17 protein-coding genes are annotated in these 16977 nt (G+C 61.0%); 8 read left to right on the top strand and 9 right to left on the bottom strand.

Annotation, left to right across the window (positions count from 1 at the left end; translation table 11 throughout):
- Positions 1 to 30: 30 nt before the first annotated feature.
- From F6X62_RS01960 to F6X62_RS01950, 3 genes are all read left to right on the top strand, one after another.
- Complete coding sequence (locus F6X62_RS01960) at positions 31 to 534, top strand: helix-turn-helix domain-containing protein (RefSeq protein ID WP_153772545.1); 504 nt, start codon at positions 31 to 33, stop codon at positions 532 to 534.
- Between the two features lie 415 nt (positions 535 to 949).
- The gene (locus F6X62_RS01955) at positions 950 to 1762 is read left to right on the top strand and encodes an alpha/beta fold hydrolase (RefSeq protein WP_153772544.1); all 813 of its coding nucleotides are present in this window, start codon (positions 950 to 952) and stop codon (positions 1760 to 1762) included.
- Positions 1755 to 2915: a PAS domain-containing sensor histidine kinase gene (locus F6X62_RS01950; RefSeq protein WP_153772543.1), complete on the top strand. Its 1161-nt coding sequence runs from the start codon at positions 1755 to 1757 to the stop codon at positions 2913 to 2915. The genes F6X62_RS01955 and F6X62_RS01950 overlap by 8 nt, the downstream gene beginning before the upstream one ends.
- A gap of 52 nt (positions 2916 to 2967) precedes the next feature.
- Here the strand turns inward: F6X62_RS01950 and F6X62_RS01945 are convergent, their stop codons facing one another.
- A complete protein-coding gene (locus tag F6X62_RS01945; protein WP_153772542.1) occupies positions 2968 to 3225 on the bottom strand; it encodes a DUF2790 domain-containing protein in 258 nt (85 codons plus the stop codon).
- Between the two features lie 574 nt (positions 3226 to 3799).
- Here F6X62_RS01945 and F6X62_RS01940 point away from each other — a divergent pair.
- Complete coding sequence (locus tag F6X62_RS01940) at positions 3800 to 4021, top strand: hypothetical protein (protein ID WP_063543007.1); 222 nt, start codon at positions 3800 to 3802, stop codon at positions 4019 to 4021.
- Positions 4022 to 4111: 90 nt separating this feature from the next.
- On the opposite strand, the gene F6X62_RS01935 is transcribed toward F6X62_RS01940, so the two are convergent.
- The 3 genes from F6X62_RS01935 to F6X62_RS01925 all read right to left on the bottom strand — a co-directional run bounded on the left by F6X62_RS01935 (position 4112) and on the right by F6X62_RS01925 (position 6439).
- Positions 4112 to 4561 carry a hypothetical protein gene (locus F6X62_RS01935; RefSeq protein WP_125930728.1) on the bottom strand — a complete coding sequence of 150 codons (450 nt, stop codon included), beginning with the start codon at positions 4559 to 4561 and terminating at the stop codon, positions 4112 to 4114.
- Between the two features lie 523 nt (positions 4562 to 5084).
- Positions 5085 to 5534 (bottom strand): hypothetical protein, encoded by a 450-nt coding sequence (locus F6X62_RS01930; protein ID WP_153772541.1) that lies wholly within the window; start codon positions 5532 to 5534, stop codon positions 5085 to 5087.
- The gene (locus tag F6X62_RS01925; protein ID WP_153772540.1) at positions 5531 to 6439 is read right to left on the bottom strand and encodes an NAD synthetase; all 909 of its coding nucleotides are present in this window, start codon (positions 6437 to 6439) and stop codon (positions 5531 to 5533) included. The genes F6X62_RS01930 and F6X62_RS01925 overlap by 4 nt, the downstream gene beginning before the upstream one ends.
- A gap of 353 nt (positions 6440 to 6792) precedes the next feature.
- On the opposite strand from F6X62_RS01925, the gene F6X62_RS01920 reads away from it, so the two are divergent.
- The 3 genes from F6X62_RS01920 to F6X62_RS01910 all read left to right on the top strand — a co-directional run bounded on the left by F6X62_RS01920 (position 6793) and on the right by F6X62_RS01910 (position 9712).
- On the top strand, positions 6793 to 8382 hold the full coding sequence (locus F6X62_RS01920) for a hypothetical protein (protein ID WP_153772539.1): 1590 nt from the start codon (positions 6793 to 6795) through the stop codon (positions 8380 to 8382).
- Between the two features lie 264 nt (positions 8383 to 8646).
- Positions 8647 to 9210, top strand: coding sequence for a hypothetical protein (locus F6X62_RS01915; RefSeq protein ID WP_153772538.1), 564 nt, complete (start codon positions 8647 to 8649; stop codon positions 9208 to 9210).
- A gap of 82 nt (positions 9211 to 9292) precedes the next feature.
- Positions 9293 to 9712 carry an organic hydroperoxide resistance protein gene (locus F6X62_RS01910; RefSeq protein WP_054893555.1) on the top strand — a complete coding sequence of 140 codons (420 nt, stop codon included), beginning with the start codon at positions 9293 to 9295 and terminating at the stop codon, positions 9710 to 9712.
- Positions 9713 to 9727: 15 nt separating this feature from the next.
- Here F6X62_RS01910 and F6X62_RS01905 read toward each other — a convergent pair whose 3' ends face one another.
- Both F6X62_RS01905 and F6X62_RS01900 read right to left on the bottom strand, forming a co-directional pair.
- Complete coding sequence (locus tag F6X62_RS01905; RefSeq protein WP_153772537.1) at positions 9728 to 10684, bottom strand: arsenic resistance protein; 957 nt, start codon at positions 10682 to 10684, stop codon at positions 9728 to 9730.
- Between the two features lie 87 nt (positions 10685 to 10771).
- On the bottom strand, positions 10772 to 12265 hold the full coding sequence (locus tag F6X62_RS01900) for a methylenetetrahydrofolate reductase C-terminal domain-containing protein (protein WP_153772536.1): 1494 nt from the start codon (positions 12263 to 12265) through the stop codon (positions 10772 to 10774).
- 330 nt (positions 12266 to 12595) lie between these two features.
- Between F6X62_RS01900 and F6X62_RS01895 the strand changes: the two genes are divergently transcribed.
- Positions 12596 to 13315, top strand: a complete 720-nt coding sequence (locus F6X62_RS01895) for an SDR family oxidoreductase (RefSeq protein WP_153772535.1) — start codon at positions 12596 to 12598, stop codon at positions 13313 to 13315.
- 51 nt (positions 13316 to 13366) lie between these two features.
- Here the strand turns inward: F6X62_RS01895 and F6X62_RS01890 are convergent, their stop codons facing one another.
- The 3 genes from F6X62_RS01890 to F6X62_RS01880 form a co-directional block, all read right to left on the bottom strand.
- Positions 13367 to 14545, bottom strand: coding sequence for an acetyl-CoA C-acetyltransferase (locus F6X62_RS01890; protein ID WP_054893536.1), 1179 nt, complete (start codon positions 14543 to 14545; stop codon positions 13367 to 13369).
- Positions 14546 to 14760: 215 nt separating this feature from the next.
- Positions 14761 to 15879, bottom strand: coding sequence for an agmatine/peptidylarginine deiminase (locus F6X62_RS01885; RefSeq protein ID WP_153772534.1), 1119 nt, complete (start codon positions 15877 to 15879; stop codon positions 14761 to 14763).
- Positions 15880 to 15882: 3 nt separating this feature from the next.
- Entirely contained in the window at positions 15883 to 16977 is a 1095-nt protein-coding gene (locus tag F6X62_RS01880; protein ID WP_153772533.1) for an extracellular solute-binding protein, read from the bottom strand.

Here is a 16977-nt window from a genome sequence, read left to right as displayed (position 1 = left end):
GAAGGCACACGCGTGATACCAGGGGGAAGCATGGCCGATCATGAAGCTTTGAGGCAGGCTCAAGCCATCTGCCAGACGCTCAGAGAGGATGACGATGGGGTCAGGCGTGAGGTACTTGCACATGCGGGCAGTCGCTGGTCTCTGGGCATTCTGCATGCGCTAGGTGTCTACGGCACAATGCGCCACGCCGATATCAAACGGCAGTTGCGTGGCATTACACAGCGCATGCTGACCAAGACGCTGCGATCACTTGAGCGAGATGGCTTGGTCAGCCGACACGAGTTCCAAGAGATTCCGCCCCGTGTTGAATATGGCCTGACTGCACTGGGTATGCAGCTGCTGGTCCGCATGTCGCCTATTTGGACGTGGGTGGTTGAAAACGTGGAGCAGATCCGCGAGGCCCGCCACAGGTTCGACAGTCAGAACGGAAAGACACCGTTCTGGCAAGGGCCCGTCCCGATGCCTACAAGTTCGGTTACTGGCTATGACAGCCCGCTGATAGAGCCGGCTATAACAGCGAAGAGAGACAAATGATTGTTGCGGAACACATCGAGAGTTCACCTCGAAAGTGTCTGGCCCGCGATACCCTCATGGCGGCTAACGCGTCCGCTTACAACGTCCACAGCCACGTCCTGTCCACATGGCGGGGCTTAGCGCTGTAACCTGTAGATCGGACCTGTGCTCGACCAACAAGCAGATCGAGCACCTGAATTTGGTCTTCATCGGAACCCGCCCGTCCCGAAATCAGCTCGAACGGCGCCTCGCTCAATAATCCGCGGGCTATGTCCAGGCTTATCGCGTATGGTGCCCACGTGTGCCTGTGCTGGCACAACAGTCACGTTCAACCGCTGCACAAGCCACAGTCGCACCCCGCTTGTCCCATGACTCACCTAATCTTTCGGAGATTGGCGGTCAGTCGCTGCTAATAGCCAACTACCCCAGGATTTTTATGACCCTGCAGAAGCGTAACAACGTGCATATTGCTGGGGACGGAGGGGCAACCTTGATCCTGGCGCATGGGTTTGGCTGTGACCAGAGCATGTGGCGGTTGCTGGTGCCGCATTTCTCCAAGAGCTTTCGCGTTGTCACCTACGATCTGACCGGCGCCGGGCAGTCTGACCTGGGGGCTTACGATCATGGCAGGCACGCGTCGCTGTGGGGGCACGCAGCGGATCTTAACGAGATCATCAACGAATTTGCGAAAGGCCCCGTGATCCTGGTCGGGCACTCGGTCAGCGCGATGATCTGTGCCTTGGCCACTGTGCAGTCGCCAGAGCGGATTGCTGCACTGGTGATGATCGGCGGTTCGCCTTGCTACGTCGACAAGGGTGACTACACCGGCGGATTCTCGCCGGATGAAGTGCGGCAAATGCTGGCCACCATCGACGACAATTATCTCGGATGGGCCGGGACCATGGCGCCTGTCTTGATGGGGGCACCGGGGCAGCCGGGGCTTCACGAAGAGCTGCTGGAAAACTTTGCCCGCACCAACGCCTTTATCGCCAGGCATTTTGCCCGTGTGATTTTCCTGTCCGATCACCGGCAGGACATTTGCGGGCTGTCGACACCCACGTTGATCCTGCAATGTCCCGGCGACGTGGTCGTGCCAATGGGGGTTGGCGATTATCTGCACCGCGTGCTGCCCAACAGTCAGTTGAGCATCATCAACAACATCGGCCATTACCCGCAGTTGAGCGCACCCAGTGCATGCACGGCTGCAATGGATGTTTTCTTCGTAGAACGTGGGTTGAGTGATGGATGACGCCGTGCAGTTGTTCACAGCATCGTATTTCGAGAATGCCCCGTGCGGACTGGTTGTCATGGCCGCGGATGGCGCCATCATCCGCGCCAACCAGACGTTCTGCGATTGGCTGGGATACGACTCGACGCGGATGCACGCGTGCAGTTTCGACCAGTTGCTGACGGTGGCTGGGCGTGTGTTCCAAAGCACACACTGGAAGCCATTGATGGACATGCAGGGCTCTGTTGCGGAGGTTAAGGTCGACCTGCAACACCGCAATGGAACAGCCGTTGCCATGTTGCTGAATGGTGTACGGCAGGCAAGTGAAAACGGTGTCGTCTACCAGTTGGCGTTGTTCGGAATCAGCCAGCGAGACCGCAATGAGCGGGGGGTATTCGTTGCAATGCAGCGTGCCGAGGAGCTGCTGGCGCAGAAGGCCGCCGCAGAATTAGCTTTGCAACGCGCCCAAGTCGAGTTGGCCGCAGCCTATGAAGATGTACAGCATCGGGCACTGCTCGCTGAACGAATGGTCGCTGTGGCTAGCCACGACCTGAAGAATCCGATGACGGCCATCAAGATGGCTACAGAGTTGCTTGCACGCGATGTCCAATCCGACCGGGGGCGTCGACTGCTGGACAGCATTAGCACTTCTGCTGAGCGAGCTCAGCGGATGATCGTCGATCTTCTGGATTTTGCGTCGATCAAACTCGGTCAAGGCATCGGCATCCGGCGCCAACAAGTTGATCTTCTGAAGGCCATGGATCAATCCGTGAGTGAGCTCAGGATTGTTTTTGGCAATGCAAGCATTCGTCATCTATCTCGTGGGCAAGGGACATTCGAGGTGGACCAGGACAGGTTGCAGCAGATGATCGGTAACCTGGTCGCCAACAGTGCGGTATATGGCGACCTTCGCTATCCCATCACGCTCACTACCGAGTTCTGCGCCAAAGGTGTGGTTTTGGGCGTTCACAACCACGGCCCTGCCATCGCCGAGGAACTGGTGCCGAAGTTATTCGAGCCGATGACGCGTGGTAGCGACCGGCAAGATGCGCTGCGTTCGCTCGGGCTTGGTTTGTTTATCGTCAAGCAGATCGCCGAAGCCCATGGGGGCCGGGTCACCGTGACGTCCAACCCAATCTATGGCACCACTTTCATCATCCACTTGCCCTATTGATCTGCCGGCACTGCTGAACATTTCTTGACGGATTCAGCATCACCCCAAAGCCTCAGTCGTCAGTCAAACCTTTCCCCATCGCCGTGTATTCAAGCGTATGTCGCTGGCCCTTGGAGTCTTCGTAGATCATGCGCGCGGGTACCAATTCGCGCACGTCGGGCACTTCGCTCACGGAGATCACTCTAGCGATGTCCAGGTGCTGCGAATAGTTGTAGCGTTCAACCGGCGGATGCTTGAAATCCTGCGCCACTTCATCGGCCATTGCCGTGCTGCAAAGGCCGCCAAACACCAATGCCACTAACGCTTTCATTTTCAAGTTACCTGTCTGTCGTGAGGGGGCTTGCGGCGCCGTGAGCGCCGAGTTGCACCCAGTGTTCTGCAGGCGGATTAGTTGAGGGTTAACAGACCAGGGGCGACCTCTCAACGCGTATGTCGGACTGTTCCCAAAATGCGGTTCACGGCTTCTTCTGGCTTCGCCGCGCCTTGCACTGATGCCCCGTTAGGCATAAATTCCCTCCAGTCGCGGCAACCTCCGCGACCGGGTTTGGCGACCCGTACGAAAAGGCGCATCGGCGCCCCGATCACGATTGCAGGCGCTTTTTTTATGTCCGCAGTTTCGTGCAATGGCGGCTGTGCGTGGGAGACCTTCGGGTCTGCCGGGTTCCTTTTCCTCGGTTCGCCAACCTGCGTACAGCTGCCACCCAATCGTTTGGCGACGATTGATGTGGTGCTTCAACTGAAAAGGATCTCATGCATGTTTATCGCTATCCCTTACAGGATCCTCGCATCCGCTCTCCGCCGCTGCTCTTCGGCTCCGGTATCTCGAACCCATCGCTTTTTCCCTATCCACAGTCAGTCCACCCGCGAACCGAGGCAGGTGTCCCATGACTGACCACGAGCGCCTTTCCACAATCCAATCCTATGCCTGGACCCTCGAACTCCTGGGCGAGGCACTGGCTCAATACGATGAACTGCTTGAGTGTGAGCACAACCCGCAGTTGAGCGGTCGAGGTGCGGCGGGGATTCATCAGGCCATCCGCATCATCGGTCGGATGACGGCGGAGGAGTGTGGGAGGTTGATCGATTTGGCGGGGGAGGCGGGGTAGCTGTTGGATTGGTTGCTGGCCCTCGATTGCCGGGGCCGCTTTGCGGCCCTTTCGCGGCACGAGGCCGCTCCCACACGGATTGGGTTTGAACTACCGACGGAGCTTTTCATAGGCGATCCATTCCTCACGCATTCGCCGGATCACTTGAAGTCTTTTACACATTTGGCGGTAGCGGCGGCTGTTGTAGCAGGCGAGGGCCGAGGCGGCTGAGAGCATGCCCACCAACGAAAACAACTCTAATCCAGGCTTGAAGTAGCTTATGCAGTTGGCTGCAAGGCATATCACCAATACCCCTACAATCCACCATGTGAATTTTCCTCTGCCACGGATTACCGAGTACTGAGCGCACCCCAGCACGGTCGTGCCCAACATCAGCAGAGTAAAGGAGTACTCAAGGTAGTTTGGATGCTTGCGAAAGTAGACATCTGCTATGGCGCCTGCTCCCGTAGAGATGGCGATAATTGCCAGCAACATTGCCAGCGCAAGGATCGGGAAAAATCGTTTGAGGAAAGTCCTCACACAAAAGGTAAGGAACATCATTCACCGACATCCTCGATCAACGTTACTGCAAGATTTTCGATCATCCCGTTTCCTATGATGCCGACTCCGCTGTTGAAGGACTCACCAATCATTGCTGAGTCGCACTACGTGGCTGGGTTGAAGAATTGGCTATCTCTCACGATCAGCGACGGATTGCCTGCTCTATGGCTTTGATCGTTTCGGGTCTGATGCCCTGGGGGGCGGTGACTTCGATTCTCGGTGGACTTCGCGGTGGTGCTACCGGTGTCACTTGGGCCGCCTTGGCTTTGGCTGCTGCGCGGGCTTGTAATTCGGCCCGATGGAGAAAGCTCTGGTAGCCGGCCCAAGCTTTTACTACTAGTAGGATTGCCACAAGTAAGAATGTCCAGACATTGCTTCTGCGAACTTGGCGTAGCCAATTCCGGATGCCACTGGCCTGCATCGTGACTACCTCCGAGAGCCTTTTTAGCTGCTTTGGAATTGCCGGGGCCGCTTTGCGACCCTTTCGCGGCACGAGGCCACTCCTATACGGATTGGGTTTGAGCTACCGACGGAGCTTTTCATAGGCGATCCATTCCTCGCGCATTCGCCGGATCACTTGAAGTCTTTTACACATTTGGCGGTAGCGGCGGCTGTTGTAGCAGGCGAGAGCCAAGGCGGCGAAGAGCATGCCAGTCAGCGATATCAACTTCATGCCAGGTTCGAAATATCCTCTACCGCTGGCAATAAGACATATGGCTAGCATCCCCACGATCCACCATGTCGCTCCTGTTCTACCGCGAATAACGGAGTACTGAGCACTGCCCTGCACAACGCCACACAGTCCAAGCATGGCGACCATGTACTCAAGGTAGTGGGGGTGCTTGTGAAAATAGATATCGGTAATCAGTCCGCATGCTATCGGGACAGTTACCATAGTCAGGAGCATGCCTAGAGCTTTGATTGGAAAAAAGCGTTTGAAAAATTTGCTCCAAGGAAATGTGAGGAACATCATTCTGCTAACTCCTCAAGCAAAATTACTGCAAGATTTTGGATTATTTCACTGCTGGCAATACCGATGCCGCTGAGAATGGACTCAATAATAAGTGCTTTTGTCGTGTTCCTGACTTGTGTAGGTGTAAACCGTTTGGGGAAAATGCCAAGGCGCTGCTTGAGCTTAAGTTGCTTGGCTGTTAGCGATGGGTGCCGGATGGAAAGTATTTCTGTCATCAGCTTGCTGCGTTGCTGACGAGTCAGCTTTCTGCTCGATCCGAACCATCCCAAGCCTGTGGTTCGCTTAAGTATCTGGAGATATTTGATTGTATTAAGGGATGCGCTGGCGATGCCAAGGAGAGAGATTGTTTCCAGAAGCGGTGAGAGAATTTTAAACCAAGTTTCGTGGTCCAGTTCATCGTTTGCTTCCGGTCGCGTGAGTTCCAGATAAACACGCGTTCCACCCAGATAACACTGAACGGCGGAAGCTCCAAGTGCAGCATGACCAGCAGCGCTTATCACAAGTCCGATACCCCCTGTGAAAGCGGCTACAGTGCCGCCCGACCACATCAGTACCACTCCACCTATCAACCCTGCACACGCCAACCCCGCATCCCAAATATCCGAAATCAACCTGGATTGCCGCGGATCCTTCACCTGTTGCTCAAGATACTGCTCAGCCGTAACCGCCCTAGGCAGCTCCTGCAACACCACCCTCTTCGGCAGCACACTGCAAACAGGCTGAAACGCCCGCAAGGTAATCGCGTTGTAATGAACATCGACATAAACCACCCCCGCCCCAACGATGGCGGGATCGCGGTCGATTGCGGCATACAGTTTGGGAAGATCGATCGAGCTTTCGATCCGCTCTCGGGCGAAAGGCTTGAACGGGTTGCCACCTAGTTCCGTGATGGGCGGGCGAGGCATGACGGGTCCTGAGCAGGGCGTCAGGAGAGACCGTTGGGTCAGCCGCTAGCCCGCGATTGAGGGACTCGCGAGCTTAAGAAGGTGGCATTGGGGAGTATGTCAGACTGTTCCGGGATGGTGGTCAGAGGAGGCTTGGCAGGTCATGGATAGATGAAATTGTCCTTTTACCGCCAGGCATAACAAAGATTATCGGCAGTTTCAGCCACCATTACCGCGCCCGAGGCGTATGCCCGCCACTCCGAGCGCGCATGCCGCTGTGAGGTTCGACGGTGGAGGTCGCCGGGGCGGATTTCGGCTCGATCGAGGACGTGGGCGGTGCTGGGTGATGCTGGCTTAGATACGCGATCGGCCTTATGATGGCCGACCTTTCCGCAACACAAAGAGATGCGGAGAACATAGACTTCATAATTGAGAGTGGTGAGATGGAAGCGGCGCGTATTGAAGGATTCAGAGGTTTTTTTTCAAGAAATGTTCAGCCCATATGTTTTCTCGTAGCCTACTTTATTCTGGTTGTTCTCGGTAACTTGATCTATGCATCACCTTGGGGTTATGAGGCGATTGCGATCACTGAATATCCTACCACCGTCTTGCAGCTCAATCATATCTTCAGTACCGGCTTCTGGGTGCTGCTGCTCATGCCGTTCGTGGTCACGCCGGCCGTAGTCTATGCGGTCAAGAGGCTGGCCGGAGACAAGGTGGACGCTGTCAGTCGAAGATTTCCCGAACTGACAGAGCGGTGGTTCGTCATCTTGTTTACCCTGGCGTGTACCTACGTGCTATTCAGCTTCTATCGGCACGGCGTGGCGGAGCTGTTCATGTCGGGCCGTGACTCGATTTCGTCAGTAGTTGCCCGATTCGAAATTCGTGAGCGCCTGAGCTTCGTGGTCTTTATCGTTCTGCAAGCCGTTGTGCCTTATTTGTCATACGCGGCGATCATCAATGCATCGAAGCGGCCGGGCTGGTTCTGGAAAGTGGCCGCAATCATTTCAATCGTCATGGCCTCGCTGTTCTTTATCATGATCAACATGAAATGGCCGGTCGTTCTTTACTATGCAGGTGCAGTGCTCGCCATTTTCATGCATACCGAACGGCACGCTTACGCTAAAGCGATTGTGGGTGGCGTGCTGGTTGTCGCGACTTACTTGTTGATCTCCACCGTGGTGTTTCGTTTCGGGCAGTCGAGCGAGCCACCGGTGGCGCAAGCGTTCATCGGTTCGGTGCAAGTGATCGAGGACGCCGAGCTTTCCGCGCAAGGTAACGAGTCGGCGATTGTCGCTGCCGCTGAAGTGGCTGCCGTTTCGCCGGTAGTTGCTCAAGAACCTGCAGTGGCGGTGGTAGAAACTGCACCTTCGCCGCAGCCACCGATGGTTCCCGAGAGTCGCAAGAGTGCCTCCATCGCCGAGCGTGCTGCGCAGTTGTCCGAAGTGGCGATGGGCGCAGCGCCAAGCCTGATGATGCATCTGGTCAACCGCATGTCGATCCCGTATCCCTATTACTATCAAGAGTTCACTGATCATCCATCTGCATGTGGCGGGATTCTCGCCCAGGCGCGGCCTGGTCCGAAGTGCCGGCCTTCCACCTACATCTACGACAAGATGTTCGCAGGCCGGGCCGATCAGTTCCTCGGCAAAGGCACTGCACCGGCGGCGGTACATATCTCAGGCTACGCCGTTGGCGGCTGGCCTGTGGCAGTCATTTCCCTGCTATGCGCCAGCATCATCATGGGCATCATGGCCAGCATGCCGCTGAACGCCAGCTCTACCATCTCGGCATTCGGCATCATGGGCGCCCTGGCGGGCTATCACTTCTCCCAGGTGCCAGGAGAGGGTGTCATCTTCTACGAGCACGGTTTGTTCTGGACGTTCTCGGTGATGATTGGCTACTGCATACTCGTCTACTGTTTCGGACGCCAGCCTGGTTCGCAGGGGCCTGTCCAGGCCTGATAGCTGATGATCGACGGCGCCTTCACGGCGCCGTTTTTGCACCCACCGTTGACGCTCCTGTCGCGATTGTATCGCCCTGTATCTCATCCCTGATCCTGCGTACTTGCATACAAATCCCTCCCTCTCCGGATACGCCCCCGATACACGCTGACGTTCAAATGGCTCCACCCGAACGAACGGGGCCAGGTGCCCGGTTCATCGGCTCTCTCGCCCTAGGGGCAATGAACCCAGCGGTACGACCGCACTGACATCCGGAGAAATGCCATGTCCCATACCCCGATTTCCACCAAGGCTCGCATCGGCCTGTTCGCCATCGCCCTGGCTGGCGGTATCAACGTCACCAGCTCCGCTTTCGCCGTTGAAGCACTGCCGCAGGGCTACCAGCTTGCGGCCAACGAGAAGGCCCCGGAAGGCAAGTGCGGGGAAGGCAAATGTGGTGGCCAGGGCAAGGCCACCCAGGCCGAAGGCAAGTGTGGCGAAGGCAAGTGCGGTGCCCAGGGCAAGGCCACGAAGGCCGAAGGCAAGTGTGGTGAGGGCAAGTGCGGTGGCCAGGCGAAAGCCACTGGAGCCGAGGGCAAGTGTGGTGAAGGCAAATGCGGCGATGCCTCCTTCGCCCGCACCGACACCGACCACGATGGCCGCGTTTCGCGTGCCGAGCTGCTGGCCGTGGCGCCGAAGGCCAACGCCGAATTCGATGCGATCGATGCCAACCACGATGGCTACCTGTCCGAGGCGGAGGTGTATCAGTTCCGCAAGCATCAGTTCGACGCCAACGGCAAGCCGTTCCCATCCGACCTTTACAGCCGCCTGAGCCAGGCCAAGCAGTAACGGCCATTCGCGCCCTTCCCGCACCCTTGGTCGGGGAGGGCCGTGCGCAACGTCCTGATCGCCAAGAAGGAGATGCACCGTGATTACCCCTCTGACAACCACACTCTACACCGCCCGTACTCACACCAGCGGCGGCCGCGACGGTCGCGGTCGCTCCAGTGATGGTGCACTGGACTTGCCGCTGAGCCCGCCCGGCTCCGGACGTCCAGGCACCAACCCTGAGCAATTGTTTGCCATCGGCTGGTCGGCCTGCTTCATCGGCGCATTGCGTCGTGCGGGGCAGAAGTTCGACATCCGCCTGCCCGAGGGCGTGGCGGTGGAGGCTGATGTGTCGCTGGGCAATACCGCCGATGGCGGCTTTGCATTGGCCGCTCAGTTGACGGTGCACTTGCCCGGGCTTGCCCAGGAGGACAAGCAGAAGATGGTGGCCGAGGCGCACCAGATCTGCCCATACTCCAAGGCGACGCGGGGCAATATCGAAGTGGGTTTCGTGATTGTGTGAGGTGGTTGGAGCCCGTCAGGTTCGTACCACTGCCGGCACCACCCGCACGTAGATCAGTTCGCTTACCAGCTCTACCAGTGTCTGGGTAATCACCGCCGCTGCCGCCAGCACCCGCAAGTCTTCCGGCAAGGCCAGCGCCAGCGGCAGTACCACCAGCGAATTGCGGGTCGCGGCGCTGAACGTCACCGCTCGTGCTTCGCTCGCCTGCAGCCGCAACAGCCGCGCCGAGAGCAGCCCCAGCAGCGGTGCCAGCAGCGCGAACCCGACATACACCGGAATCACCGGCAACAGGCGCTGGCAGTCGCCCAGTACTACGGCGATCTGCGAGCCGATCACGGCAATCAGCACCAGGGCCATGGCTGGCACCGGCATCCACGCCCAGGCGTCGTTCCAGCGAGCGATGGCCTGCGAGCGGCGCGCGCCAGCGCTGGTGAGCACGGCCAGCAGCATCGGCAGCGCGATCAGCAGCACGAAGGCCTCCACGAACGGCGCGATGGAGAGTGCCACAGGGTTGTGCGTGCCGAGTATCAGGGCCAGGTACAGCGGCAGCAGGGCCAGTTGCACCAGCAACAGCACTGGCGTGGCGGCGAGGATCAGGCGTGAATCGCCTTTGCCGATGTGGGTGAACACCACCACATAGTCGATGCAGGGCGTGAGCAGTACCAGCAGCGCACCGATCAGGATCGCCGGATGCTCGACCAGTCCGCGCGTGGCCGCCCACACCAGCATCGGTACCAACACGAAGTTGGCAAGCAACAGCGCGCCCATGAAGCGGCGGTTGCCCAGCCCCTGACGCAGGTCGAGAAAGGGGATCTGCAGGAACATCGCGTACATCAGCACGGCAATCGCCGGGGTCACCAGCGCTTGCAGGTGGCTGGCGGTGTCGGGGGCGAGCAGGCCTGCGGCGATGGCCAGGACCACGGCAGCGAAGTAGAGGGGGATCTGCTGGGTTTCAAGTTGCTCTCGGGTCACGCGGCGGTCCTGTGGGCGAGTGTGGGGCGATGGCCGCTCAGGATAGAGGCTGCCGGGCCCCTTGTGCCAGGGCTTGCCGGGTCGCGCCTACAGGTCCGCGATCTCGGGTTGTGAGCGCTTGGCACGCGCTGCGGGTTGCACTGGGGTTGGCTCGGCGAACCAGCGCGGCCAGGAACTCTGCTGGCGCCCACCGACCTCGACGCAGGGGATCAGCTTGTCGCTGAGCACCTGTGTCTGCCCGACCGACACCGCCGTGCGGTATTTGCGGCTGTGGATGCATTCGCGGTCGCCGAACTCGCAGCGGTTCAGTTGCGTGCCGCCGCAGGGCCCGTTGGCCAGGCCCTTGGGGCAGGTTTCCGGGCAGATGTACAAGGTGTCTTCGAGCCGGCATTGCCCGCAGGTGTCGCAACCGACCAGCGGCCGCTTGAGGCTGCGCTCCACGCCGTGCAGCACGCGCGCCGCTGCCGGTGTCGACCACAGCGTGCGGCGCACGCTCCAGCCGAATGCCTTGCTCAACAGCGTCTCGCGGCTGAACAGTTGATGGTGCATGGCCGACAGCAAATGGTAGCGAGCCTTTTCCGTAAACGACGCCTGGACCTGGCGCTGGCCCTGCTGCCAGTGATGCCCGGGCGGGTGGAAAGTGACCGGTGCCATGCCGGGCATCTGCCAGGCGGCGTCCCAGGCGCTGCGCCATTGCTCGAGGCTGTTGATGCGTGGCAGCCAGTCTTCCAGGGCTTGTTCCAGTTCGAGAAACTGTTCGAGTTCGTGCACCCCAGAGAGGTTGATCCCGGCGTAACCCAGCAGGCGCAGGCCGATGATCTGCAGGGCCAGGCGCTCGGTGGCACGCTGCCGGGCGTGGGCCTTGGATACCGCTGCCTCGGCGGCGAGCATCGCGCGCATCGCGGGGCTCACGGTGACACCCGCTACATGCTCGAGCATGCCGGCGCGGCCATCGGTCAGCCCCATGATGCAGGCGAGCATAGGCCGAGGCGTGGGCTGGCGCTGCATCCAGTGCATGGCCTCGCGGTATTTCTGGAAGTCGAAGCCCAGTTGCAGGATGAAGAAGTCGACGCCGGCGGCGAGCTTCTTTTCGGCCTTGAAGTACTGCGCGCCGCCTTCTTCCTCGCGGTATTTGAACGGGTTCAGTGCTGCACCGAGCAGCCAGTCGGGGCGCGCCTGGCGCACGATCTGCAGGGCTGCGACGGATTCGAGGTAACGTACCGGACGCTGGCCCGGCGTGTGGCCGGGCAGGCGGTCGCCGGTCAGCAGCAAAAGCTGGTCCAGGCCAGCGGCGTCCATGCGCGGCAACTGGGCGAGCAGGTCCTGGCGCTCGCGGTCCTTGCCGGAGAAATGCAGCAGGGACGGGACCGGTGTATCGAAGCTGCGGCAGGCGTCGAGCGGCGACATGTCGAGCGCGCTGCCGACCCGGTCGGCGATGGACACCGCCAGGGGCCAACCACACAACTGCGCACGCGCCATGATGCTCTCCAGCGCCGCGAAGCGCTGGGCAGAAGGCTTGGGAACGAACTCCATGATGCAGACGAAGGATTGGTCGTTCAGGGCTTGTCTGAGCAGGCTCATGGCGGGTACCGGGTGCGGGCAGGATGGCAGTGTGGCTGGATGGGGGCGCAGTGGGTTGTCTGCAAGCGTACGGCATTGATCTGAAACAGACACGCGGCGCGGTTTACATCTGGATACAAACCGGGCTTTGTCATCGAGCTGGTGGGCTGCTTGGATGCTGCGCTCTGTGGAGCGAATCTGGTTTTGGCGGGGACCTTTTCGCGGGCAAGCCCGCTGCCACAGGCCCCGCGGCTCTGAAGACTGTGGAGTACCTGTGGGAGCGGGCTTGCCCGCGAAAAGGTCACCGCTGTCCCGGCCTCTTTCCCCAAACCTCGATAAATGGAGTTATTGATGAAGACCCTGGTAATCGGCGCCAGCAAAGGGCTGGGCAAGGCCCTGATGCAAGGCCTGGGCAACCCCGGTGACACCCTGATCGGCGTCGCCCGCGCCATCCCCCCGCATGTCCCCGTCATCGCGGGTATCGACACCCGCTGGATCGAAGCCGACCTCGCTCACCCCGCAGCCGCCGTCGCCACCATCACCGAGGCGGTGGCTGATCAAGGCATCGACACGCTGATCTACAACCTTGGCATCTGGGAGCCCCTGGCCTTCGACCCCGCCTACGATTTTCTCGACGACCAGGACGCCCAGATTGAAACCATGGTCGGTTGCAACATCACCGCGACCATCCTGCTGATCAAACGTCTGCTGCCCCTGTTGCTGCAAAGCCAGCACCCACGCATCCTGCTGACGGGCTCGACTTCGGGCCTGCCGCGCAGCGGGCGTCCGGAGGTGACGTTCGGTGCCAGCAAGTTCGCCCTGCAAGGCATCGCCGACGCCCTGCGTGAGGGCTACCGCGATCGGCGTCTTGGGGTGACCTGCCTGAACTTCGGCTATCTCAATACCGAGGATGGCCTGGAGGTGCCGGTTGCAGACGCTGCGCAGCGTGGCGAAGGGGCACTGATACCGGTGCACGATGTGGTGCAGGTGGTCAGGATGGTCCTGTCACTGTCGTCGGCCAGCTTTGTCAGGGAGCTGAGCTTGCCGGCGATTCTGGATGACAGATTCTGAGGTTAGCGGTGAGTGCTTCGCGGGCTCGCCTGCGCAGAACTCACCCCAGACTCATCGCTCGATCGTCAACGCGACCCCTTGGCCGCCACCGATGCACAGCGTCGCCAGGCCCTTCTTCGCATCGCGCTTGATCATCTCGTGCAGCAGGGTCACCAGCACCCGGCAACCCGAGGCGCCGATCGGGTGGCCAAGGGCGATGGCGCCGCCGTTGACGTTGACCTTCGCCGCATCCCACGCCAGCTCCTTGCCCACAGCCAGGGCCTGTGCAGCGAAGGCCTCGTTGGCCTCGATCAGGTCCAGGTCGGCCAGCTGCCAGCCAGCCTTCTGCAGGCAGCGCTGGGTCGCCGAGACCGGGCCGATGCCCATGATCGCCGGATCCACACCGGCACTGGCGTAGCCGGTGATCTTGGCCAGCACTGGCAGACCCAGGGCCTTGGCCTTGTCGACGCTCATCAGCAGCACGGCAGCGGCGCCGTCGTTGAGGCTCGAGGCGTTGCCGGCGGTGACGCTGCCGTCTTTCTTGAAGGCGGCGCGCAGCTTGCCCAGCGATTCGGCACTGGTGCCCGGGCGAGGTTGCTCGTCGGTGTCGAACACCAGCGCATCGCCTTTTTTCTGCGGGATGTGAATCGGGGTGATCTCATCCTTGAATCGACCGCCTTCGATAGCGGCCACCGCCTTGCGCTGGGACTCGGCGGCAAAGGCATCCTGCTGTTCGCGGGTGATGGCGTACTTGTCCACCAGGTTCTCGGCGGTGATGCCCATGTGGTAGTCGTTGAAGGCGTCCCACAGGCCGTCGGTGATCATGGTATCGACCAGTTGGCCGTGGCCCATGCGCTGGCCGGTGCGGGCCGACGGCAGCACGTACGGCGCCAGGCTCATGCTCTCCTGGCCGCCGGCGATCACCACCTCGGCGTCGCCGCAGCGGATCGCCTGGGCCGCCAGATGCAGGGCCTTGAGGCCCGAGCCGCAGACCTTGTTCAGGGTCAGCGCGGGCACCGCGTGGGGCAGGCCGGCCTTGACCGCGGCCTGGCGGGCTGGGTTCTGGCCGGCACCTGCGGTCAGCACCTGGCCGAGGATCACCTCGTCGACCTGCGCGGGATCAAGGCCGGTCTGCTCCAGCAGGCGCTTGATCACCGCTGCGCCGAGGTCGATGGCCGAGACATTGGCCAGGGAGCCCTGGAAACTGCCGATGGCAGTGCGGGTGGCGGCGACGATGGCGACTTCGTTCATTGTTGTTCTCCGGGAGGCGAAGTGGATCGTGACAGCATCACTGCCCGGGGCTCATTTGAGAAGTTTGTTTTTCTTTGTGATTGATCGGGTTTGCAAATGAATGGGGTGTCTGTGCCAGCCTCATTGCGGGGCAAGCCCGCTCCCACAAGTACGGTGCTGAACCCGAATATATCGGGGGCTGTGGGAGCGGGCTTGCCCCGCGATAGGGCCGGTATTCACACCGCTGGACAATGGCTGGTCACACAATGAATGCCGCCACCCCCTGCCGCGATGGCATCGATATCCAACTGCACCACGTCCCGATCCGGATACAACTCGGCCAACAACGCCCGGGCCTTTTCATCGGCCTCGCGGTCGCCGAACTGCGGGGCGATGACCGCGCCGTTGATCACGAAATAATTGATATACCCCGCCGCGAAATCCGGGTTGCCCCTGTTGAGCGCGTTCTTGCGTGGATTCAGCGGCGGCGACACGGTGTGCACCTGCAACGCCCGACCCTCGGCATCGGTGGCTTGCTTGAGTATCTCCAGATGCCGCAGCGTCACGGCGTGGTCATACGAATCGGGGTCGGTATCGAGGTTGGCCAGCACCACGCCGGGGCGTACGAAGCGCGCATAGAAGTCCACATGCGCGTCGGTGATGTCCTTGCCCTTGATGCCCGGCAGCCAGATGATCTTGCGCAGGCCCAGGCGCGCCTTGAGTTCCTGCTCGACCTCGGCCTTGCTCCAGCCGGGGTTGCGGTTGGCGTTGATCCAGCTGCTTTCGGTCATGATCCCGGTGCCATGGCCATCGACCTCGATGCCGCCGCCTTCGCCGACCAGCTCGCTGCGCTGGTAGGCTGCTTTCGCCCGCGTGGCCACCTGCCTGGCCAGCTTCGCGTCGTAGCGGTGCTGTTGCTTTTCGCCCCAACCGTTGAAATTGAAATCCACCGCGCCCAGTTCGCCGTCGTCGTCGACCACGAAGTTGGCGCCGATGTCGCGCATCCAGATGTCGTCCAGCTCGGTTTCGACATAGGTGACGTTGTGGCTGCCGCATTCTTCTTCGGCAATGTCACGCTCGCTGGCGCGGCAGAACACCGTCACCGGCTGGTAGACCGCAATGGCCCGGGCGATGCGACCCAGCGCAGCCTGCACGTCCTCGGTGAAGTCTTCCCAGATCGCGTCCTGGGCGCCGAAGGCTATGTAGGCGCGCTGCTGCGGCTCGCCCTCGTCGGGCATGAACCAGCGGCCCGTCTCGCTGGCGCGGGTGCTGCCCAGGGGCAGGCCGATGCTTGCGGCGGCGCCGAGGCCGGCGGCGATCGACAGGTGCTGGAGGAAGGTACGGCGGGTCGGCATGGGTCAGTCCTGGGCAGTCTTGAAACGGGTCCAGACACGCATGCGCGCGCGCATGTCGGCCTGGGGAATATCCTTGCCCGGAATCAGCCGGGCATAGGTGGCGGCATCGAGGTAGATGTCGGGGTTGTCGCGCATGCGCGCGTCCACCAGCGGGCGGGCCTTGACGCTGGCCGTGGGGTAGCCGGTGAAGGTGCTGATCGCGGCCATGTTTTCCGGGCGCATGACGAAGTTGATGAAACGATAGGCGTACTCCGGGTGACGCGCATCGGCGGGGATCGCCATGGTGTCCATCCACACCGTGGTGCCTTCGCGCGGCACGTGGTACTGGAAGTCGATGGCCTTGCCTGCTGCCTCGGCGGTGCGCTGGGCCTGGATCACGTCGCCGCTGTAGCCCAGCGACAGACAGGTGTTCTCGTTGACCAGCTCGGTCACCGGCTGCGACTGCAGCTTGCGCACGTAGGGGCGGATGCCTTTCAGCAGCTCGCTGGCGGCGGCCAGGTCTTCGCGCCTGGCACTGCGCGGCTCGCGGCCCAGGTAGTGGAGCACCACGGCGAGCACTTCGTCGGGCGAGTCGATCATCGAGATGCCGCAATCAGCGAACTTGGCGGCCAGCTCGGGTTTGAACAACAGGTCGAGGCTGTCCAGCGGTGCGTCGGGCATGCGCTCGCGGATCTTCGCCGCGTTGAAGGTCAGGCCGATGGTGCCCCAGGTATAGGGCACCGTCGCCTGGCTGGCCTTGGGGTAGCGCGCGTGCAGGGCGTGCAGGCCGGGGTCGATGTCGTCCAGCGCGGTCAGTTGCCGGCGGTCGAGCGGCTGCAGGCTGCCGGCGCGCATCAGGCGTTCGGCCACGGTGTCGCCGGGAAACACCAGGTCGTAGCCGCTGCGCCCGGACATCAGCTTGGCCTCGAGCACCTCGCTGCTGTCCATGACGTCGTAGATCACCGGGATGCCTGTTTCGGCGGTGAAGCGCTTGAGGGTGTCCTCGGCAAAATAGTCGGCCCAGTTGTACAGGCGCAGGGCCTCTTGCTGCGCCTGGGAGCCGGACGCGCAGCAGGCTAGGGCGAGGGCGGCGAACAGCGCTGATGGACGGCGTGACAT

Origin of the sequence: Pseudomonas sp. MNR3A (assembly GCF_009650575.1) — a bacterium.
Taxonomy (GTDB): Bacteria; Pseudomonadota; Gammaproteobacteria; order Pseudomonadales; family Pseudomonadaceae; genus Aquipseudomonas; species Aquipseudomonas machongensis.
Note: the sequence above shows the minus strand (reverse complement) of the source record. Positions and strands in the feature narration are given on the sequence as shown.

Bases quoted from the DNA above. Each gene is read 5' to 3' on its own strand.
- F6X62_RS01950 (WP_153772543.1), top strand. From the start codon at position 1,755: ATGGATGACGCCGTGCAGTTGTTCACAGCATCGTATTTCGAGAATGCC.
- F6X62_RS01930 (WP_153772541.1), bottom strand. From the start codon at position 5,534: ATGATGTTCCTCACATTTCCTTGGAGCAAATTTTTCAAACGCTTTTTT.
- F6X62_RS01960 (WP_153772545.1), top strand. From the start codon at position 31: ATGGCCGATCATGAAGCTTTGAGGCAGGCTCAAGCCATCTGCCAGACG.
- F6X62_RS01945 (WP_153772542.1), bottom strand. From the start codon at position 3,225: ATGAAAGCGTTAGTGGCATTGGTGTTTGGCGGCCTTTGCAGCACGGCA.
- F6X62_RS01955 (WP_153772544.1), top strand. From the start codon at position 950: ATGACCCTGCAGAAGCGTAACAACGTGCATATTGCTGGGGACGGAGGG.
- F6X62_RS01920 (WP_153772539.1), top strand. From the start codon at position 6,793: ATGATGGCCGACCTTTCCGCAACACAAAGAGATGCGGAGAACATAGAC.
- F6X62_RS01940 (WP_063543007.1), top strand. From the start codon at position 3,800: ATGACTGACCACGAGCGCCTTTCCACAATCCAATCCTATGCCTGGACC.
- F6X62_RS01890 (WP_054893536.1), bottom strand. From the start codon at position 14,545: ATGAACGAAGTCGCCATCGTCGCCGCCACCCGCACTGCCATCGGCAGT.
- F6X62_RS01935 (WP_125930728.1), bottom strand. From the start codon at position 4,561: ATGATGTTCCTTACCTTTTGTGTGAGGACTTTCCTCAAACGATTTTTC.
- F6X62_RS01915 (WP_153772538.1), top strand. From the start codon at position 8,647: ATGTCCCATACCCCGATTTCCACCAAGGCTCGCATCGGCCTGTTCGCC.
- F6X62_RS01895 (WP_153772535.1), top strand. From the start codon at position 12,596: ATGAAGACCCTGGTAATCGGCGCCAGCAAAGGGCTGGGCAAGGCCCTG.
- F6X62_RS01880 (WP_153772533.1), bottom strand. From the start codon at position 16,977: ATGTCACGCCGTCCATCAGCGCTGTTCGCCGCCCTCGCCCTAGCCTGC.
- F6X62_RS01885 (WP_153772534.1), bottom strand. From the start codon at position 15,879: ATGCCGACCCGCCGTACCTTCCTCCAGCACCTGTCGATCGCCGCCGGC.
- F6X62_RS01900 (WP_153772536.1), bottom strand. From the start codon at position 12,265: ATGAGCCTGCTCAGACAAGCCCTGAACGACCAATCCTTCGTCTGCATC.
- F6X62_RS01925 (WP_153772540.1), bottom strand. From the start codon at position 6,439: ATGCCTCGCCCGCCCATCACGGAACTAGGTGGCAACCCGTTCAAGCCT.